This is a genomic window from Candidatus Trichorickettsia mobilis, from assembly GCF_034366785.1.
GTDB classification, from domain to species: domain Bacteria; phylum Pseudomonadota; class Alphaproteobacteria; order Rickettsiales; family Rickettsiaceae; genus Trichorickettsia; species Trichorickettsia mobilis_A.
Map to the genome: position 1 here is coordinate 1 of NZ_CP112941.1, position 21320 is coordinate 21320.

General features: G+C 31.5%; 14 protein-coding genes and 3 pseudogenes. 12 read left to right on the plus strand and 5 right to left on the minus strand.

Going from position 1 to position 21320, the window contains the following annotated elements; genetic code table 11:
* Positions 1-98, plus strand: a pseudogene (locus tag Trichorick_RS08320) (Rpn family recombination-promoting nuclease/putative transposase); the annotation flags it as partial.
* A 47-nt stretch (positions 99-145) separates the two neighbouring features.
* Here the strand turns inward: Trichorick_RS08320 and Trichorick_RS08325 are convergent.
* On the minus strand, positions 146-541 hold the full coding sequence (locus Trichorick_RS08325; protein ID WP_323739210.1) for a recombinase family protein: 396 nt from the start codon (positions 539-541) through the stop codon (positions 146-148).
* Positions 542-552: 11 nt separating this feature from the next.
* On the opposite strand from Trichorick_RS08325, the pseudogene Trichorick_RS08330 reads away from it, so the two are divergent.
* Positions 553-3336 (plus strand): annotated as a pseudogene (locus tag Trichorick_RS08330) (Tn3 family transposase); the annotation flags it as partial.
* Positions 3337-3524: 188 nt separating this feature from the next.
* Here Trichorick_RS08330 and Trichorick_RS08335 read toward each other — a convergent pair.
* Positions 3525-3731 carry a hypothetical protein gene (locus Trichorick_RS08335; protein WP_323739196.1) on the minus strand — a complete coding sequence of 69 codons (207 nt, stop codon included), beginning with the start codon at positions 3729-3731 and terminating at the stop codon, positions 3525-3527.
* On the opposite strand from Trichorick_RS08335, the gene Trichorick_RS08340 reads away from it, so the two are divergent.
* Together Trichorick_RS08340 and Trichorick_RS08345 are read left to right on the plus strand one after the other, a co-directional pair.
* The gene (locus Trichorick_RS08340) at positions 3726-4232 is read left to right on the plus strand and encodes a hypothetical protein (protein ID WP_323739197.1); all 507 of its coding nucleotides are present in this window, start codon (positions 3726-3728) and stop codon (positions 4230-4232) included. The genes Trichorick_RS08335 and Trichorick_RS08340 overlap by 6 nt on opposite strands.
* Before the next feature lie 287 nt (positions 4233-4519).
* Positions 4520-4851 (plus strand): annotated as a pseudogene (locus Trichorick_RS08345) (IS110 family transposase); the annotation flags it as partial.
* 360 nt (positions 4852-5211) lie between these two features.
* Here the strand turns inward: Trichorick_RS08345 and Trichorick_RS08350 are convergent.
* Entirely contained in the window at positions 5212-6714 is a 1503-nt protein-coding gene (locus Trichorick_RS08350; RefSeq protein ID WP_323739199.1) for a leucine-rich repeat domain-containing protein, read from the minus strand.
* A 23-nt stretch (positions 6715-6737) separates the two neighbouring features.
* On the minus strand, positions 6738-8492 hold the full coding sequence (locus Trichorick_RS08355) for an ABC transporter ATP-binding protein (RefSeq protein WP_323739200.1): 1755 nt from the start codon (positions 8490-8492) through the stop codon (positions 6738-6740).
* 521 nt (positions 8493-9013) lie between these two features.
* Between Trichorick_RS08355 and Trichorick_RS08360 the strand changes: the two genes are divergently transcribed.
* The 5 genes from Trichorick_RS08360 to Trichorick_RS08380 all read left to right on the plus strand — a co-directional run bounded on the left by Trichorick_RS08360 (position 9014) and on the right by Trichorick_RS08380 (position 12577).
* Positions 9014-9736, plus strand: coding sequence for a sister chromatid cohesion protein PDS5 (locus Trichorick_RS08360; RefSeq protein WP_323739201.1), 723 nt, complete (start codon positions 9014-9016; stop codon positions 9734-9736).
* Positions 9737-10185: 449 nt separating this feature from the next.
* The gene (locus Trichorick_RS08365; protein WP_323739202.1) at positions 10186-10389 is read left to right on the plus strand and encodes an MbtH family protein; all 204 of its coding nucleotides are present in this window, start codon (positions 10186-10188) and stop codon (positions 10387-10389) included.
* Positions 10382-11638, plus strand: a complete 1257-nt coding sequence (locus Trichorick_RS08370) for a diaminobutyrate--2-oxoglutarate transaminase (protein ID WP_323739203.1) — start codon at positions 10382-10384, stop codon at positions 11636-11638. The genes Trichorick_RS08365 and Trichorick_RS08370 overlap by 8 nt, the downstream gene beginning before the upstream one ends.
* Positions 11639-11649: 11 nt before the next feature.
* Positions 11650-12285 carry a leucine-rich repeat domain-containing protein gene (locus Trichorick_RS08375; RefSeq protein WP_323739204.1) on the plus strand — a complete coding sequence of 212 codons (636 nt, stop codon included), beginning with the start codon at positions 11650-11652 and terminating at the stop codon, positions 12283-12285.
* Between the two features lie 25 nt (positions 12286-12310).
* Entirely contained in the window at positions 12311-12577 is a 267-nt protein-coding gene (locus Trichorick_RS08380) for a leucine-rich repeat domain-containing protein (RefSeq protein ID WP_323739205.1), read from the plus strand.
* Here the strand turns inward: Trichorick_RS08380 and Trichorick_RS08385 are convergent.
* A complete protein-coding gene (locus Trichorick_RS08385; protein ID WP_323739206.1) occupies positions 12552-13298 on the minus strand; it encodes an aspartate/glutamate racemase family protein in 747 nt (248 codons plus the stop codon). The genes Trichorick_RS08380 and Trichorick_RS08385 overlap by 26 nt on opposite strands.
* Positions 13299-13398: 100 nt before the next feature.
* On the opposite strand from Trichorick_RS08385, the gene ovoA reads away from it, so the two are divergent.
* The 3 genes from ovoA to Trichorick_RS08400 all read left to right on the plus strand — a co-directional run.
* Entirely contained in the window at positions 13399-14721 is a 1323-nt protein-coding gene (gene ovoA, locus Trichorick_RS08390) for a 5-histidylcysteine sulfoxide synthase (protein WP_323739207.1), read from the plus strand.
* 12 nt (positions 14722-14733) lie between these two features.
* Entirely contained in the window at positions 14734-16317 is a 1584-nt protein-coding gene (locus Trichorick_RS08395) for an MBL fold metallo-hydrolase (protein ID WP_323739208.1), read from the plus strand.
* The coding region (locus Trichorick_RS08400; RefSeq protein ID WP_323739209.1) for a non-ribosomal peptide synthetase at positions 16305-21320 on the plus strand (5016 nt) is incomplete at its 3' end. The genes Trichorick_RS08395 and Trichorick_RS08400, both read left to right, overlap by 13 nt.

Sequence of the window (21320 nt, forward strand, 5' to 3'; positions counted from 1 at the left end):
ATTTAAAAGATTTTTATTTTACCTTTATAGAGTTACCTAAATTTACAAAAACTAAAATAGAAGAGCTGGGTAGCATAATCGAAAAATGGTGCTTTTTTTCAAATAGGGGTAGTTTGCGGGAAAGTGCAGGGAACTACGTTAAGGTTTAGCTTTTAATTTTTTGCATATAAGTAAACAATGTTCTTCGCGAAAAACCAAATATCTTACATATTTCAGTGGAAGATTTGTCAGAATTTTGATAAAGAATTCTTGCTTGTTCCAGTTTATCAGGATCAGTTCTAGGACGACCACCGGATTTTCCTCTAGCTTTAGCTGCAGCTCGTCCTGCTTCTGCACGTTCAGCTTTAATCTCCAGTTCCATCTGCGATACTGCTCCCATAATTGAAAGAAAAGCTCGGCCTGTAGCTGATGATGTATCAATATTTTCGCGTAATGATCTTAAATCTACACGGCGATTTTTCAATTCCTCTACAATTTCTAGGAGATGCGATAGTGATCTTGACATCCGACTAAGTTCTGTAATTACTAATATATCATTAATATTATGTCCTTAGTAATGAAGACATCTTTCATATCAATACAAAACGAAAAGTATCTAACCGCCTCGGTTTTGCCTTGCAGTTATGCGCTTTTAGATATCCTGGGCGTCTATTGCAAAAGAACGAGATCATCCCGTTGCCAACATTAATGTTTCTAGCAGCACAACTTGGCATTTCAGAAGATGAATTTGGCACTTATGGTATACGATCTGAAACCAAGTATGAACATTCGTCAGAGTTACAACGCATTTATGGGTTTAGAATTTTCCAAGAAGCGGATGAAAAGAATTTTTTAAATTGGCTAATGAAGCAGGTAATAGAGACACAAAACAATGCAGAGTTAGCAGGCCTATTTGTGCTGGAATGCCGTAGAAGAAAAACTATACTGCCAGCTATAAAGGTAATTGAGCGTCTATGTGCCGAAGCACGGCTTGCTGCTGAACGTAATGTTGTTGGGCGTATTGCAGAACGTTTAGATGATGATATGAAGAAAAAGCTGAATGTTATGCTTACTGAAACGATTGATGGCCGATTGACCATTCATGGCTGGTTAAAACGTTTTGAGGCTGGACATAATTCAGCAGATGTGAATCGGTTATTGGAGAAGCTGGAATATCTTCAAAAACTTGGTATACCTGAATATGTATTAGAAGGGATCCCTTCACACAGAATTATCTGGCTACGACAGCAGGGTGAAGCATATTATGCTGATGGGTTACGCGATATCAATGAAACACGGCGTTTAGCAATTCTAGCCGTCTGCTCTATTGAATGGAAAGCAATGATTAATGATGCCGTATTAGAGACTCATGATCGTGTTGTTGGAAAACTCTACAATACCTGCAAACGCATGCGTGATAACCAACTGGTCGATCAGAAAAAATTGGCTCACGAAACGCTTACATCCTTTGCTAAATTAAGTAAGAAACTACTTAAAGCCCATGCGGATAATACGTTAGTTGCTGATGTGGTTAAGGATACAGACGCTCTAGAAAATCTGATGGTGACCGCTCTAACACTCACCAAGAAATTAGATAGTGACCCATTGGAGTATGTGTTATTTGGATATGGCAAATTCCGACGTTATACGAAACGTATGCTGGAAAATATTACATTTAAAGGTAATGCGGCCACACAGCCATTGATTGAAGCAATTGTATTGTTGAAACATTTAAATCAATCAGAAAGTCATCAGGAAATCGAACTTCCTGTCTGTTTTGCAAATCCTAAGTGGAGTAAACGATTGTGCCATAAACCAGAACGTAAACTCTGGGAAACTGCCGTGTTATTCGCTATCCGTGACGGCTTGAGTTCTCGAGATATATGGGCTGTTGATTCCAGAACTTATCAAGATACTAGACAACAACTCTTACCTGAACAACAAGCTGAGAAAGTTATATCACTACCCATACCATTAAAAGCCAATGAATGGATAACAGAGCGTAAGGAATTGCTAGAGCAACGCATTAAACAAGTGGCTCAGATGATCCGACAAAACACACTCCCAAATAGTTGTATTGAGAAAGGAAAAATATATGTGAACAGAATTGACCCTCAAATGCCAGAAGGCCTCGATATACTAACATTAGATATTTACAAGCAGATGCCACAAATATCAATCACGGATATCCTGCGAGAAGTGGATACAGATACGGGTTTCACAGATAGTTTCTCCCATATCCATACCGGCTCTACCTGCACCGATAAGCTCGGACTGCTTAATATACTTTTAGCCGGAGGTATCAATATGGGGCTGAAGAAAATGGCTTTGTGTAGTAGTTCGCATACATCCTTTTGGTCGTTGATGCGGATCTCCAGCTGGTATGTAACGAGTGAAGCTATGGCCGATGCCCTGGCTGTTGTGATAGAAAAACATAGAGATTTACCCCTTAGCGCTGCTTTGGGGGATGGGTCAACTGCATCATCAGACGGCCAATTCTTTCCCTCTGGCGGTAGCGGTGAAGCAATGAATCTAATTAATGCAAAATATGGAAATATCCCTGGTGTAAAAGCTTATACACATCTATCAGATCAATACGGTCCGTTTGCTATTAAAACGATTCCTGCTACAGCGCATGAAGCCCCCTATATTCTAGATGGGCTAACCATGAATGATACTGGTAAACGCATCAAAGAACATTATGCGGATACCGGCGGTTTTACAGATCACGTGTTCGCCATGTGCGCCTTGTTAGGTTATCAATTTGCGCCAAGATTGCGCAACTTATCATCCCTGAATCTTTATGGCATGGAAGGCATAAACCTACCAAAGGTAATGCAAGAGCTGATCAGAGCAAAAATCAATATTGCCCGTATAGAGAACCAATGGCCAGATATTATCCGCTTGATTGCCAACGTCATAACACACCGTGTTGTACCAAGTGATATACTTCGTCAACTGGCCTCCTTTCCACGTCAAAATGAGTTGGCGATCGCAATTCGCGAAATAGGACGTATGGAGCGCACTATTTTTATCCTTAGTTGGATCAGTTCAGTTTCCATGCGGCGTCGCACACAGATGGGACTTAATAAAGGAGAATCACATTATGCTCTTAAACGAGCCCTAAACTTCAACCGCAGAGGTGAGATCACTGATCGCACATCAGAAAACCAGCATTTACGTATGATGCATCTAAACTTGCTTGCTGCCATCATCATCTATTGGAATACTAAGCATCTAGGTCGTATCATTCATAATATGAGGCTGAATGGAATAATCATACCTCCAGAGAAATTGGCGCATCTCTCGCCTCTTGGATGGGAGCATATCATTCTTACAGGATACTGCAGATGGTGATCATTTACCCTTAACGTAGTTCCCTGCACTTTCCCGCAAACTACCCCTATTAATACCATTTGACCGGCAAATTCTTTACCTAGAGATAATTGACCGTTGTTGCCTACTACTTTTACTTGTTGATGTAATGACATGGTAAAATCTTAATTTAGTATCTTAGGAATTTATTATATCACGATTATACTAAATTAGTAATAATTATAAACTTCTTGCGTTCCACAAACTTTTTTGGCTATTAATTTTAAAAAAACCGTTTCAAAGCCAGTATCAATTGATTTTATAAAAAATATCGGCACCGTCAAGTTAAGTAAGGAATAATTTATGAGGTTGCGAAAAGAGAATAGCAATCTATATAATGGATCTTTATCATAACTTATTCTCAGTTTTTTATGCATATGCACCAAGCTCCGAAGAAGCACCGTTTTCCGGTATCAATTATTAACCATGTAGTCTGGCTTTACCATAGATTTAATAATAGCTACCGTGATATCCAGGAACAAATGGAATGTCACGGAGTTATCTTAAGTCATGAGACGATAAGGTTTTGGTGTTATAAGTTTGCTACTAATTTTCAAGAGGTGATTAGAAAAAGAGAACGTAAACCGACGGACAAATGGCATTTAGATGAGATGACGGTCAAAGTTAACGGTGAACATCAACCTACTCGTCGAAAAGAAAAAGTACTCATTAAATTCAAATCTCCGCATGGGGTTCAAAGAACATTATCATTGATGGGTAAGGTGAGGAATATATTTGCTGACGATATACAAAAAATGCTCAAGAACAGCGGCGAGCTGCTTTTGCTGTTGCTAAATCAATCTGGGATGAGGCTACCACAAGGCTTCTTGCTGTCTGAAACCCAAAGATATAGGCTTTTTAAGCTCTCGTGTATTTAACTTGACGGTGCCTAGCAAACTTATAACACCAAAACCTTATCGTCTCATGACTTAAGATAACTCCGCGATACTCCATTTGTTCCTGGATATCACGGTAGCTATTATTAAATCTATGGTAAAGCCAGACTACATGGCTAATAATTGATACCGGAAAACGGTGCCTCTTCGGAGCTTGGTGCATATGCATAAAAAACTGAGAATAAATTATGATAAAGATCCATTATATAGATTGCTATTCTCTTTTCGCAACCTCATAAATTATTCCTTACTTAACTTGACGGTGCCCCAATGAGTTATTGGTGCTTTTACCAGAACTTTTGGGTCGCTTGATCGCAGGAAGATAGCATCTCTTGCGGGGGGCGCCCAGAAGCATTGCATGGTCTACTTAAGGGGTATCCGGCGTACTGCTTATGGCAGAAACTGTATCAAACCAACATTATTCTTAAGCGCTATGGCTGCTAGGAATTCCAATTCAGAACTTAAACAATTTTATGAGAAAATGATTAATCTAGGAAAAAAGAAGATGGTAGCATTAACTGCTTTGGTGCGTAAAATTATTGTCATTGCTAATGCTAAATTGCGTGACTTTAATACAGAACATGCAGCAATAAAAATTTAAACATAAATATTTAAATTTTTATTGCAAACATAGTCGATTCAGCCCTCAGAATGGTTACCATGAGTTAGTAACAGCTAATAATCAGTTAACAACATTTTAATGTTTATAAGTTATAACTATTCTCTTCACAACATAATTATTGTATCTATATCACCACTCTGGCTTTGTCATAAAACCCTTGATTAGTAAGGGTTCCAGGTTTTGTAAAAAAGTATAAAAATTAGAATCATCCCATCTAACCAGTATACTAGCGTTAAAAGTTTCGTTATTTGCAATTATCAACGTCTTCTATTTTTGTACTAATGTTAGATATATTCTTTTATTTTGTTAACTTAATCTATAACTACCGTCATAATTTAATCATATATTATCTGCATGAATTAAATCAGTTAATTTATGATATATTTTAGTTTGTAAATGTGCGGATATTATTTGTGTTCCCGCATTTGTAATTTTATTTTGTTGTAAATATATTGTTTGTAAAGAATTATTAAATTTTAACGCTTGGATTAGTTTTTTTATTCCAGAAGTAGTAATGTAATTATTTCCAAGGTTAAGTACACATAATGCTTTGTTCAACATCAGGGCTTTTTTTAATTTTTTAGTTCCTTGATACCTAATTTGATTACTACGTATGTCCAAAAGAAGCATTGATTTATTAACTTGAAGAGCTTTTGCGATATAACTTATTCCTAAATCCCTAATTTTATTGTTACCCAGTATTAAGGTTTGTAAAGTATTATTATCTTTAAGTGCTTTTGCAATATATTTTGTTCCTACTATTCCAATATTATTTCCCCACAAATCTAGGTAGCGGATTGTTTTATTAACTAATATCATTTGTGCTATCGATTGAATTCCATTTATATCAATGTTATTTTCTCCCAAGGATAATGAAGCAAGCTTGTGTGAGGTATTAGCAATATGTTGAGCTCCAAGACTTTCTATTTTATTTTTGTTTAGATATAAAGTATGTAAAGAATTATTTTCCGTAAGAGCTTTGGCTATTTTTTGAGCTCCATAGGCTGTGATATTATTACTACTAAGATTAAGTACCATTAAAGTTGAATTTTTTTTAAGCATGTAACTTATGTTCTCTACACCGGTATCAGTAATTTGATTACTAGATATATCTAAGGATTTTAAAGAGTAATTCTTTGTAAGAGCTTGAACTATATAATCTATACCATCATTTCGTATTTTATTATTACTAATAATTAAATGTTCGAGTGAGTTGTTACTTTTCAATAAATGGGCCAGGCATTTTATACCTGCTAAGTCAATATTATTATCAGATACGTCAAGGTACGTAAGGGTGGTTGTTTTCGTAAATATAGGATATATATTTTTTGTATTAATATTATTATCAGCAAGGCTTAACGCTTGTAGTGTTTTATTTATTTGTAACATTGCTGCTATTTGTTTTAAATCATTATTTTGCAGTTTATTGTCATTAAGAAAAAGTGCTTTTAATGTACAATTACGTTTTAAAGCGCTAGCTATTAGTTCCACGCCTTCACCTGCGATTTTGTTATGTAATAAATACAATGTTTGTAATGTTGTATTACATATTAATAAATCAGCTACATATTTTGCAGTAGACGATTCTATGTTATTATTACGAAGATCAAGAGAGATTAATGTTTTATTGTATTTTAGTCCTTGAACTAGATATTTTAAACCTATAGAACCAATTCCTTTATTTCCTAAATTAAGAGAAACTAATTTAGAATTGCCTTCTAAACAATCAGCTAATTTTTTTATTTGATTAAGGTTCAATTTTTTATCTTGTAACAATAACTCTTTAGGACAAGTATCACTATTGATTTTTTTTATTAATAAATCAAATTCTAGATCATCCATTATACTAATAACACTATTTTAGTTTATTTATCGATAATAAAGCCATTTATTTGAGAGTTCCATAAATCTCTATATATTCCTTGTTGAGTTAGTAGAAATTCATGTTTACCATCTTGAACAATCTTACCTTTATCAAAAACTAAAATTCGTTCCATTTCTAGTAAGGTAGATATACGATGTGCTATAACAACAACAGTTTTATTCTTCATAAATGCATGTAAACTATTTTGAATCTTTTTTTCTGTGATTGAGTCAACTGCTGAAGTTGCTTCATCTAATAAAAAAATAGGAGCATTTTTTAGTATAGCTCTTGCGATAGCAAGTCTCTGTTTTTGGCCGCCGGAAAGCTTGATTCCACGCTCTCCAATTAATGATTGATAACCATATTGTGTTTCAATAATAAATTCATGAGCATAAGCTTTTTTTGCCGCTATTATTACTTCATCTTCAGTAGCATCTAGATTACCATATTTTATATTATCCATTATACTACGATTAAATAATATTGGATCTTGTGAGATTACCCCTATAGCCTTATATAGAGATTCTTTAGTTACTTTTGAGATATTTTGTTGATCAATAAAAACCTCTCCCTTCTGAATTTCAAATAATCTTAGAATAATGTTAATAAAAGTTGTTTTACCGCTACCTGAATATCCTACTACTCCTACCTTTTGACCACTGGGGATAATAACAGAACTGTTATCAAATAATATTTGATTTTTTAAATATTTGAATCCTACATTTCTAAAACATATTTCGCCTTTGCTAATTTTTAGAGGAATATATGATTCTTTAACGTGTTGATTATTATCAACTATATTTTCTATACCATGCTTTATTTTGCCTAGCTCTTCTCCGAATTGTAAAAAATTTCTTGAAATACTAGATATAATACTGAAAATAAAATTATTAATAGTAAATACCAAAGCAAAATCTCCAACTGAAACTAGATTTTGTTTTTTTTTGATAATTAAAATTCCAAAACATACTGATTGCATAGCAACAAATGATAATCCTTGAATTAGCCATAATTTAAGAAAATCCCAATTCATTTTTTGCTCTGCACCAACACTAGCATTAGTCCAAAGAGCTATATTATTTTTCTCATAAGCGTTACCATTAAAGAGCCTAACAATGGAGATGTTTGACAATATATCAATTATATTTCCCATCACAACGCTTTCTTTCTCTGCAAAGATTCTCGATAATTTTTCGGTTTTTCTGCTGAATCTAATAGATATTATCATATATAACATGCCCCAGGTCATTAAAATATAACTTAGGATGTAATCTACTTGAGAAAACGTAAATATTGCTATTAGTAGAGTTATTATATTACCAAAGAATTGAGTGATGAAGATAGAAATAACATTTCTTATTCCTATGGTGATATCAATAACTTTTTTATTTAAGACTCCAGAAGAATTGTTAAGAAAAAAAGTGTGAGACTGCTCAATTAAGCAATACATGCACTTCTCTATAATTCTTTGCTTAAGTACTGGCATCATTTTAAGTTCACAAAAATCATATAGACGATGATTAGCTACCATAAGTACAGAGATTATAGTATAGACACTTAAACAAGTAATTACTTGCTTAAATACGATATCTGAATTAGAGCTAAGAACACTAACTTTATCTAAAATAATCTTTATTAAATAAGGACGGAGAGAAGTGTCTATTGAAGATAGAATAGTACAAAAGGTAATTCCTAAAATATAAGGAATGAATGGCGAAATTATTTCAAATATTAAATTAAACCTATTATTATTCACACAATTTATTATATAATTTTTCCATAACTTCATAGTGATTTTCAGAAAGCATTTTTAAATTAAGGGTTAATTAAAAAATATTACAGAATAAACAATCGAATATTTAGCTGAAATAGTTGTTACCTTCAAATTTAGAAGTCAATTTGATCTTATCTACTTAATTTAGATCATGATTGTCTGTATATTTGTTTTCATAAGCAAATGTTTTTTAGAAAATTTAACTTTAATTTCATAACTAAATCTATAGTGTAATGAAAGATAAATTCATTTTGTACTAAAATTTAGTATTATTCTATCTATATCATTGATTAAGATTCTTTGAATTAAAAACTAATGTTAAAATTTGTCTTTATAAGAAATTTAGTAAATTTCTTATATAATATAAATTCTTTCTAATAAATCAATTATTTTGTTGGAAAAATACAATATTAAAGTAATTTTTATACTGTCATTTTTTAAACTTCTAGCATAAAATACAGGAATATAGATTATTACATAGATAGAATTTAATGAGTGACTTTATGAATGTGGATACGTTACGCCTTTTAGGCAAAATAGCTAAAGATATTAAATTACCTCAGGCATATGAGGCATATGAAATAGTTATTGATCCTCTGGTAAATCTACTAACAAAAACTCAGCAGGAAGACTTATTAAAGGATGGTGTTTGGACATTAGGTTATGTTCTGGAAAATATCAAAGAAGATAAAAATAGAGTAAGTAAGATTATTTATTCTTTAATTGAAGGATTATCAAGTAGTGATTGGTACACTAGAGCTAATTCTTGCTGGATTTTAGGTCACATTGCTGAAAATATAGTTTATCCCGAAATTTTTTCTATCTTAGCACAAGCAATTACCTCTTTAATGTCAGCTTTAAGAGATAATGAGTCTAAAGTTAGAGATAATGCCGCAGAGGTATTGGGCCATATGGCAAGTAATGCTGATGAAAAATTTATAATAGATTTAATACAAGTAATAGAACCTTTGATTGAAGTACTTAAAGACAAAGATTGGAAGGTGAGAGATAATGCTATCTGGTCTTTAGGTCAGATAGCCAATAAGGCAACTCCTGAAATATTGCAACAAAATTTGGTTAAAGCTATAATTCCGCTTACTCATCTTTTAAATGATGAGTATTGTAAGGTTCGTAGTCATGCTGTAGATACGATAAATATTATAATAAAAAATATAGATGACCCTAAAGTTGTTAAAAATGTTATAGAGTGCCTTGCATCTTTTTAAAGGTATAATTTAGATTTTGATCTCCAATATATTGTCTAAAATTTAGAGTAAATATAAAGACGAAGTAGTTCTTTTTTATGCATAGTTGTTTAATGTAAATATAAAGGAGCACTATTATTAAGAAATTTTTGTATCAATATCAAATAGGATTGTTTTACTCTATCAATAAAAATTCGTATTTCAGTTTTTGGCTAGAGAATTTTCTTTAGTATTTTGCTACTAAAGATTAAGGGATAAAACTCCAGCTGTTGATAACATTAGAGTTATATGATTGATACTGAATTTAATTCAGCCTCATCTATTTATGCTCCTCATAAAGAAAGAAGATAGGTGTAAAATGGTTGCTACATAAAATGTTTTAACAGTTCATGGGCGGTGAAACTTGCTTAGACGAAAGATTAAGTTACTGTTGTAATGGTGTAGATAATAATTAAACGAATGAGTGTATTATGAGTGAAGAAAAAAAATATTTATGTCTAATCAATGAAGAAGAACAGTACTCTTTGTGGTTTGAAAATAAACATATACCTCTAGGATGGAAACAAGTAGGTCCAGTCGGAAACAAAGAAGATTGTTTACAATATATTAAAGAAGCGTGGCAAGATATGAGGCCTAAAAGTCTTAGAGATAAAATGGAGAGTAAACGTGATTGATAGTAGCAGTATCCTTAATATAAATGGTTACGAATCAAAAAATCTTGTTTATAGGCATTCATTTCCTGAAGTCTTTGATAAGGCTATAGGTGACTTTATATATTCAGTTAATGGGGTTGAGTTTTTAGATTTTTTTATGAGTGCTGGTAGTTTAAATTATGGACATAATAACCCTATAATAAAAAAAGAAATGATTACTTACATTAAAAACAATGGAATAATTAATGGATTGGATTTTAATACAGTTGCAAGACAAAATTTTATTAACAAGTTTTTTGAAGTTATTGGTGATAGGTTTAGTAATCACAAGATCTTTATTGCTGGTCCTACTGGAACTAATGCTGTAGAAGCAGCTCTTAAGTTTGTAAGAAATGCAAAAAAAAGAACTAATATAATTTGTTTTTCTGGAAGTTTCCACGGTATGAGTCTTGGTAGTCTTGCAGTCTCTTCATCAAATTTTATTCGTTCCGCTGCCCAAGTTCCTTTATACGGTAGCATTTTTATTCCTTATCCGACTGGGTATATGTCTATTGACAATAGTTTAGAGTTAATAGAAAAGATTATCCATGATCCTTTGTCTGGTGTTGATAAACCTGCTGCTGTATTGTTAGAGGTTGTACAAGGCGATGGCGGAATTAATGTTGCTCCTAAAAAGTGGTTACAATCTTTGCATCGTATTTGCAAAGAAAACGATATTATGTTAATAATTGATGATATACAAGCAGGTTGTGGAAGAACGGGACAATTTTTTTCATTTGATGATTATGATATCATACCTGATGTGGTTATTCTATCTAAATCCATTAGTGGTATAGGGTTACCAATGTCTTTAGTTTTAGTTGACAGTTCTCTTGATGTTTTAGATTCTGGTCAGCATACTGGTACTTTTAGAGGTAATCAGTTAGGGTATGTAGCAGCCACTGCAGCCTTAGATTTTTGGCTAGATAACAATTTTACTAATTCTCTTAAAGATAAAACGTTAATTTTTGAAAATTGCTTGATGCATATTAAAAATAAATTCCCTTTTATTGAAATAAGAGGTAAAGGAATGATGTGGGGATTGAGTTTTGAAGACAAACCAAAGTTAGCAGGTTTGATTTCAAAATTTTGTTTTAACCAAGGTTTATTACTGGAAACTTGTGGTAGGAACGATGGTGTAGTTAAATTACTACCTGCAATTACTGTAGCCAGTAAAAATATTGAGAGGGGGTTTAAGATTTTAGAATCTGCTATTGAGTCAGTTATATGAAGGTAATTTAAGTGAATAAATTAGAGTTTAAAGAATTAACTAATAATATTAAGAATAACACTTGTAAGAGTATTTCTTTGCAAGAGGTAACTTTAACTAGACAACAAATAAATTCTATTTTATTAACATTATTAGATAATAACAGTGTGACATATTTAAATTTAAGTAATAATACAATTGATAAAAATAATGCTTATATTTTAGGCAAGGTATTATTTTCTAATACTACCTTAAAAGATTTAGTATTAGAAAATAGTAAGCTTGGAGATTTAGCTGTTCAGCATATAACTGAGGGATTAAAAGGCAATAATTGTTTAAGTCATTTAAGTCTAGGGACAAATAAAATACAAATAAAGGGAGTTGAATATATAGCAAATATTATTGCAGGTAATAATATCATTAAATTTTTAAATTTAGGTGCTAATAAAATTGGAGATGCTGGAGTAAAAATTATATCTCAAGCTTTAGTTTCTAATCAAGCTTTGGATTATATTTGTCTGTACCAAAATAACATTAAAAATGCTGGAGTGAAATATATAGCTCAAGTAGTCGAGAATAGTAAAGTTATTAGAGGCTTGGATTTACGTAATAATTGCATAGGTGATATTGGGGCAAAAAATATAGCTGACATGTTAAAAAAAAAATGATGTATTACAAATTTTAAATTTAGCAGTGAATAACATCATTGATAAGGGAATAAAGTATATTTTTGAGGCTCTTCAGGCTAATACTTCGCTGCTGGAACTTTATTTACACTTCAATCCTATTAATAATTTAGGGGCTAGCTATATTGCTCAAGCCCTTAGTTATAATCACACTCTACATACTCTAAATCTTGATTATACAATCATTAATAAAGATAGTGCAGATAAAATCTATAATTCTATAGCTAAAAATAAAACTCTTAAGACATTTAATTTAAATTTTGATGCTCATTAGCTTGATAAAACTGATTAATAATAAATTTTGCTATAAGCATGTTTGAGTCTATTAAAGTGCTTTTAGGGTATAAGGTTTGAAGCGAAAAAAATATTAATGGCAATTCCGTACATCCTAGAATAATATATTCGCAACCTTTATAAATTAGTTCTTCCATTGCTGCTGAAAATAATGAGACATACTTATCTGCTAAAAATTTTTTTTCAACTACTTTATCATACAATATTCCTGCCTTGATTAGATGTATTCCTTCTAATAAGTTCATTAATGATTTTTCTTCTGGTCCGATTACTTCAATATTGTATTGTGATAGAGCATTATTATATAGTTTAGAATCTAGAGTAGTGTAGGTAGATAATAACCCAACCTTGTTTATATTAGGATATATATTGTGTAAGTAATCTGAGGTTAATTGTACTATATCCGTTACTTCTGTTCTGATTTCTGATTTTATTTTCTTTAAATATATATGGGCTGAATGACAAGCTATTAATATATTACTAACCCCAGCATTCTCTAATATTTTAGCGCACGAGATATATTGCTTCTCGCGTTCTAAGGTATCAGTGGAGAAATTAGTGTGCTGATATATTAACAGCTGAGGGTAATTTTTATCCTCAGGTCGAGAGAACTTATGTTTAACTATATCAAAGACTTTCTTTTCTATATCCATTGATGCTAGAGGTCCTGAGCCTCCTATTATTCCTATTGTCTTGCTCATATTCTAAATATAATCAATTATGTTGATAATTAATAGTTGCATATTTAATAAACTTTAGATTATATATGTTATATATAATAAAATTACAAGTTATTAGGCTATGAAAAAAATTAATAGTTTATATCCTTTGGATAATTATAATTGTTCAAAAAATGAATTGCTTGAGTATTTTAAAAATTCATGGCAGTTATCAGCAACATTGTATAGTACTATTCAAGATGAAGAAAGTTTATATTTAAATCCAGATAAATTAAGACTTCCATTGTTGTTTTATTTAGGTCATACTGCTGCATTTTATATAAATAAAATGCGCATTATTGGACTAATTAAAAGAGGTGTTAATGATTATTATGAAGAATTATTTGCTGAAGGTGTAGACCCAGTTCATCCTCAATACTTAAGAGTTGTTGATAAATGGCCTGCGTATAAAGAAGTAAGACAGTATAGAGATAAGGTTTTTGAGGTTATAATTAATGTAATAGAAAACCTAAGTTTTGACTTTATTCATCAAGAAAGTAAAGAATACGCATTACTGATGGGCATTGAACATGATCGAATTCATTTTGAAACGTCTTCTGTTTTAATTAGACAATATTGTACTAATGTATTAAAAAAACCAGAGCAATGGGTATACGCACCAATCACTAATGAACAAATAAAACAATCAATGATTACTGTTCCTAACGACAGTGTTGTGATTGGAAAACCTAAAGGTCATCCTTATTTTGCTTGGGATAATGAACAAGGTTATCTAAATGTTCGAGTTTCTGCTTTTGTCGCTAGTCGTAATTTAATATCAAACAAAGAATTTTCTGATTTTGTTAATAGTGAAGGTTATGATAAGCAGTATTTTTGGTCCACTGAAGGATGGTCTTGGAAAATAGAAAATAAGGTAACGCACCCTCGATTTTGGGTGTTTGAAGACGATATCTACAAATATAGAACTATTTTTGAGAAAATTGATATGCCATGGAATTGGCCTGTAGAGGTTAATTTTCATGAGGCTGAAGCATACTGTAATTGGTTTGGGAATGGAGCAAGATTAATGAAAGAAGAAGAATTTGAGCTAATCAGTCAGTATTCAGACGTCAATCAAGAACCATTCTTAAAAGATAACTATAATATTAATATGAAATTTGGCTCTCCCTGTTCTGTTAACTTTTTTGAATCGAACACAAACTGTTTTAATGATGTTTATGGCAATGTATTTCAATGGCTAAAAACTCAATTTTATCCACTACCAGGATTCCAAACTCATAATTTATATCCGCATTTTTCTTATCCTTTTTTTACTCCTGATCATATGATGTTGAAAGGTGGTTCGTGGGCTAGTACTGGTACTAGTGCTTCAAGATATTATAGACTTTGGTTTCGTAAACACATTTATCAGCATGCAGGATTTCGAGTAGTGCAAGATTTATAAGAGAAAAGGTATATGAGTAGTTTTTATTTAAAATCAACTATAAAAGTTGAGCCTTTAGTTTGGAGATGGTATGCGTGGCCTCATCTCATTTCCCCTATAACAGCTGCTTGTAACATTGTTGATAGGCATTTAAAGATTATGAGATCTTATGTCCAAAATCCTCGTATTCATGCTCAAGCTGTTAATGATCCTCAAATGTTAGGAGGACCATTTTTGGATTTAGAAGGATTAAAGATAAATGAAATAAAAGAGTTGATTGAATCAACTAATATAAGTTGCAAAAAATTAATAGAACTGAATAAAGCAATAAAAGAAGCTGATCTTTGCTTACAAGAAGCGAAAGGAGGGTCTCTAGAAGATTGGTATCAGCTTGTTCCGAATATGCTTAGAGGATATGTAGAATTGGTTTACGATTTGAATAGCCAACCAGCATTAAGGTTTATTGAGCCATTGATATATAAGACTTATTATGATGAACAGGCTCAGGAAATAGCTATTTCTAATATATCCAGTGATTTTAGAAAATTTGTGCTTAGTACCCCTAGATTAGATAATGAAGAAGAAATATATCTTAAAATTCCATTTTCTGATGAAAAATTAGATTTCCTATTTAGCTTAAAGACTAACCCTTGTGAGATTAAGGACGTAATAAATATTTTTAATATACCCAATAATAAACAAGACTTATTTAAATCATTTTTTACTGATGTATCAATAAACAGGAGACATGATAATAATTACTTAGGTGATGGAATAAGAATAAGATACTTTGGTCATGCATGTATTTTGATTCAAACTAAAGATATATCAATCTTATTTGATCCAGTAATTAGCTATTCAGTTGCTAGTGATGTTCCAAGATATACTTTTGATGATTTACCCGATAGGATAGATTTTGTTATTATTACTCATAATCATCAAGACCATCTAATACTCGAAACTCTTTTGCAGTTAAGGTATAAAATCTCTCATATTATTTTTCCAACTAATCAGAAAGGATTCTTAGCTGATCCTTCTATAAAACTCATTTTAAAACACACAGGCTTTAGATCTTTAATCGAACTTGATGAATTAGATACTGTTCCTTTTAAAGATGGAAATATTATTGCATTACCTTTTTTTGGTGAGCATTCTGATTTAAACGTACATGCAAAACTGGCTTACTGTATAAATATTAAGGATAAAAAATTAATGTTTGCTGCTGATTCAAATAATTTAGAAGAATTTTTATATGATCATATTCATGAATTGATAGGTAATGTTGATATGTTGTTTGTAGGTATGGAATGCGATGGAGCTCCTTTAACATGGTTATATGGTCCTTTGTTGTCTAGACCACTGAGTCGATCTTTTGATCGTAGCAGACAACTTTCTGGATCTAATTTTTGTAAGGCATGGTCAATAGTACAAAAATTAAAATGTAAAAGCGCTTACGTTTATGCTATGGGACAAGAACCTTGGTTGCATCATATTATGGCATTAAGTTATGCACCTGATTCTATTCAAATGATGGAATCAAATAAATTTGTTTCTGCTTGTAGAAGTAATGGTATAGCAAGTGAGAGATTATTTGCTAAAAAAGAATGGATAATATAATTGATTCAGGTTTTATGTTTATCTACCAATTATTTGAGAAAAAAGTAAAGGAGTTAGAAGAAGAGGTAGCAGTAAGATGCGGAGATAGAGAATTAACATATGATGAATTAAATAAAATAAGTAATAAGATAGGATGGTCTTTAATAAGTAAAGGTGTCAAAACAGAAGATCGTATTGGTATTGTAATGGAACGATCTGTAGAAATAGTAGCTGCAATAATTGGAGTATTAAAGGCAGGAGGATGTTATGTACCAATTGAGCCAAATTGTCCTGAAGAGAGACTAAAGTTTATTCTCGAAGATGCTAAAATAGGGATGGTACTAACTCAAGAGAGCCTGGTTGATAAATTTATTAGTTATAATGGAAAAATAATTATCAGTGATAATTATCTGTCTTCTGAGGAGAAAGATCATAACTTATCAACAATATTGTATGCTGATAATCTAGCATACATAATATATACATCAGGATCTACAGGAACTCCAAAGGGAGTAATGGGTACGCACGAGAATTTAATTCAGTCATTAATATCAAGAACTAATTATTATAAAGAAGATAAGATAAGAAGTTTACTTGTAGTACCAGTATCATTTGATAGTTCTATTACAGCAATATTTTGGCCTTTAATCACCGGGGGAAGTGTTAATATTGTTCCGCAAATTGAGTATCTGGATCTTGAGAAGTTGTTAAATATTATTAAGAATAATAATATATCACATTTTCCTTGTCCACCTGTATTATATTTATCTTTACTAGAGACAGGAAGTAGTAAGCTTAGAAACTTAAAAGTTGTAGTTGTGGCAGGTGAGAAGTGTCCTGATAGGATATTGGAGCTACATTCTGAGCTGTTGAGTGATACATTATTATCGAATGAATATGGACCTACTGAAGTATCAGTATGGAGTAGTGCTAGTAGTATTTATGACAATGAAAGAAAATATAAGGTTGACAAAATTACAATAGGAAAGCAAAGACCAAATGTAGAATTATTTATCTTAGATGAAAAGATAAGAATATTACCGATAGGGATAAAGGGAGAAATATATATAGGAGGAAAAGGACTTGCTAGAGGATATGTTAATAGAGCAGATTTGACGGCTGAGAGATTTATAGCAAATCCATTTGGTAATGGTGAGCGTTTATATAAGACAGGAGACATAGGGCGGTATTTACACGATGGTAATATTGAGTATTTAGGAAGAAGTGATGAGCAAGTAAAGATTAGAGGTTATAGAATTGAATTAGGCGAAATTGAAAGTAACTTAAATGAGTTCGAGGGGATAAAACAAAGTGTAGTAACTGTCAAAGAAAAAAATAGTAATAAGTATTTAATAGGGTACTGCGTATCAGATAAAAAACTAGATAGTGATAGGATTATAAGTTACTTAGAAAGTAGAATACCTGAATATATGATACCTAAGTATTTTGTCTATATAGATAAAATACCACTTACTATTAATGGAAAGTTAGATAAAAGCGCATTGCCTGAGCCAGAGATTAATAGTAAGAATTACGTAGAAGCAAGAAATGAACTTGAGGTTAAGGTACGTAAGATATGGTTTGAGTTATTGAGCTTTGAAAAAGATAAGATAAGTATTACCGATGATTTTTTTAGACTAGGTGGAGATAGTATAGTTAGTATACAGCTGGTAAGTAAGTTAAGGCAGGAGTTAGGGTTAACCGTTAGTATTAAAGATATCTTTAAGCATAGAACAATACAAAAGTTGTTTGATAATGTCTTAAGTAAATCCTTAGTTAGAGAGATTAAAATAAAAGCGGAACAAGGAATTTTGGAAAGTTCTTTTGGGTTACTCCCTATACAAAAATGGTTCTTTTCTAATGATTTTATAAGACTAGGTCACTGGAACCAATCTTTTTTAATAAGAGTACCTGAATTAGATATCGCTAGATTAAAATTTGGTATTGCTAAACTCATAGAACATCATGATGTGTTTAAATTAAGATATAGTAAAGACCAGATTACAGGAGAATATTATCAGTATTACGATACGATGGTTAAAGTAGAAGATTTAAAATTTTTAGATCTAAGATCATTAAATATACAAGAAGAAAGCGATGAGTTTAAACATCTATTAGATATGGCACTAACTGAATGGCAAAGTAATTTTAATATAGAGAAAGGCCCCTTATATAATATAGGTTATATATTTGGTTATAGTGATAAAACAGCCAGAATATATCTAGCATTACATCATCTAATAATAGATACAGTAAGTTGGAGAATATTAGCTGAAGATTTAAAAAATTTATATATAGGTAATGAATTAGGTTTCAAAGGGAGTAGCTATCAACAATGGGTAAATTCAATAAAAAACTATGGCCTCAGGTATGAAGAAGAAAGAAGTTATTGGGATAGTATTGTAACTGATAAGCAGCTAAGAGTAACAGGAGAGGTTCATCAAATAAATATAGAGCTAAATGAGAGGCAAACTAGTCAACTACTAAAAGAAAGTAATAGAGCATATAATACTGAAGTAAATGATATTTTGTTAACGGCATTGGGGTATGGTTTAGTAGAAATTACTGGTGATAAAAGAAATTTGGTTACACTAGAAGGACATGGTAGAGAAGAGATCGATGATAGTATAGATATAACTAGAACCGTAGGTTGGTTTACTACTATGTATCCTGTAGTAGTGGAGATAACTGATGATATAGAAAGTAGTATAAAAATAGTTAAAGATAGTTTAAGGCAGGTTCCAAACAAAGGTATAGGTTATGGGGCTTTAATAGGTTATGGAAATAAGATATTACCAAAGATTGTTTTTAATTATTTAGGTCAGTTTAATAGGAAACAAGACAGTTGGCAAATCACAGAAGAAAGTAGTGGGATTTCTATTAATGAATTAAATAAAGATTGTAACGTAATAAATTTTAACGGTTTAGTAATAGAAAGTAAACTTAAATTTAGTATTGTAAGTAGATTAGACTATAACAGCAGTATAAAATTAGCTGAAACATTTAAGAATCAATTAGTAGCAATAATTAAATATACAATTTCCCAGTCAAGAAGTTGTTTAACAATCAGTGATATAACAAACATTATAAGTCAGCAATATTTAGATAGGCTGCAGAGAGATAAGGAAGTTGAAGGAATATATTTAGCTAATAGTTTGCAACAAGGTTTTATTTATCATGCTTTGCATCAAGGTATGATAGATGATGCTTATAAGGTACAGGTTGTATTTGATTATCAAGATATGATTGATCCTATGATGTTAGCGCAGGCATGGCAATATGCTCAAAATAAATATCCTAGTTTAAGATTAAGGTTTAGTTGGGAAGAAGAACTAGTACAAATAGTAGATAAAGAATGTGAGCTTGATTGGAGATATCTTGACATAAGTAAAGAAAGTAATCAGGAAGAACGAATTGAGGAGATTAAGAAAAAAGATAGAGAGGAGATATACGATTTAGCAGTAAGTAAGTTATTTAGGATATGTTTAATTAAAAAAAAGGAAGATTTATATACCTGTATTTTTAGTAGTCATCATGTAATCCTTGATGGATGGAGTAATCCTATATTATTAAAGTATGTTCATGAAACTTATTTGAAATTATTGCAATGCACAGTTGTTGATACACAAGAGGATACTGCTTATATCAGAGCTCAACAATATTTGCAACATCATGCTAAGGATAATGAGGAGTATTGGAAAGAATATCTAAATAACATAGAAGGAAGATTAGATTTAAGTAGCCTAATATTGCAAGAGAAGCAAGATGTAAGATTGCAAGAGTATAAATATATTAAAGATCCTCGAAGTCAAAATATAGTTATAAGAGGTGAGTTATATAATCAACTTAAAGATTTAACTCAAGAAGTAGGGGTTACATTAAATGCCGTGTTACAGTACATATGGCATAAAGTATTAAGTATTTATAGTGATAGCAAACGAACAATAGTAGGAACAACAATATCTGGACGGAATATTCCGGTAGATAATATTGAGCAATCCGTAGGATTATATATTAATACCTTACCTTTAGTAGTTGACCACTCAAAGTATAGAACGGTGATAGAAACAATAAAAATTTTGCAAGATGACATAAATGAACTTAATAGCAGAAGTGAGACAAATTTAGCTAATCTTCAGAAAGGAGGAGAGAGGTTGTTTGATAGCTTATTTGTTTATGAGAATTATCCTGATCCGATAGAAAAAGAGAAAGGAGATGGTAATTTAAAGATGGTTTTCAAAGAAGTAGTTGAGAAAGCTGATTATCCTCTAAGTGTAGTAGCGTATGAAGCAATTAATAAGCAGGAATTACTGTTGTTTATTAGGTATGCCGGAGAATTATTTAATAATGATACGATATCGGAGCTGCTTGAAATAATGGTTAAGATGGTAGAGCAAATAATACATGATCCTGAAACAAATAGGTTTGAGTATCTTAATTTGCAAAAATATCAACTGATAACAAAAGAATGGAATTCAACTGAAGTAGTATATCCAGTAAGATGTATACATGAATTAATTGAGGAGCAAGTAGCAAAAACACCGGATAATATAGCTGTAGTATATGGAGATACTACGATTACTTATCGAGAATTAAACGAGAAAGCGAATAGATTAGCAAATCATTTACTAAGTCTAGGAGTATTAACTGAAACTCCAGTAGCTATTTTTATGAATAGATCATTAGAGATGATAGTTGCTATACTTGGTATTCTAAAAGCTGGAGGTACTTATATACCTATTAACTCAGATTCTCCTAAAGAAAGGTTAAGGTATATTGTTGAAGATACTAAAGCATTAATATTACTAACCCAAGCTAAGTTAAAAGAAAGTATTGCTGATTGGTTTAAAGTTGTTATTGAAGTAGATGCAGAAGATTTTAATAAACATTCTGAGCTTAATCACACTAACAGTGTCTCAATTAAAAATCTAGCCTATATAATCTATACTTCTGGATCAACAGGTGTTCCTAAAGGAGTAATGATAACACATGAAAGTCTGAATAACTATATTCAATATAGCAAA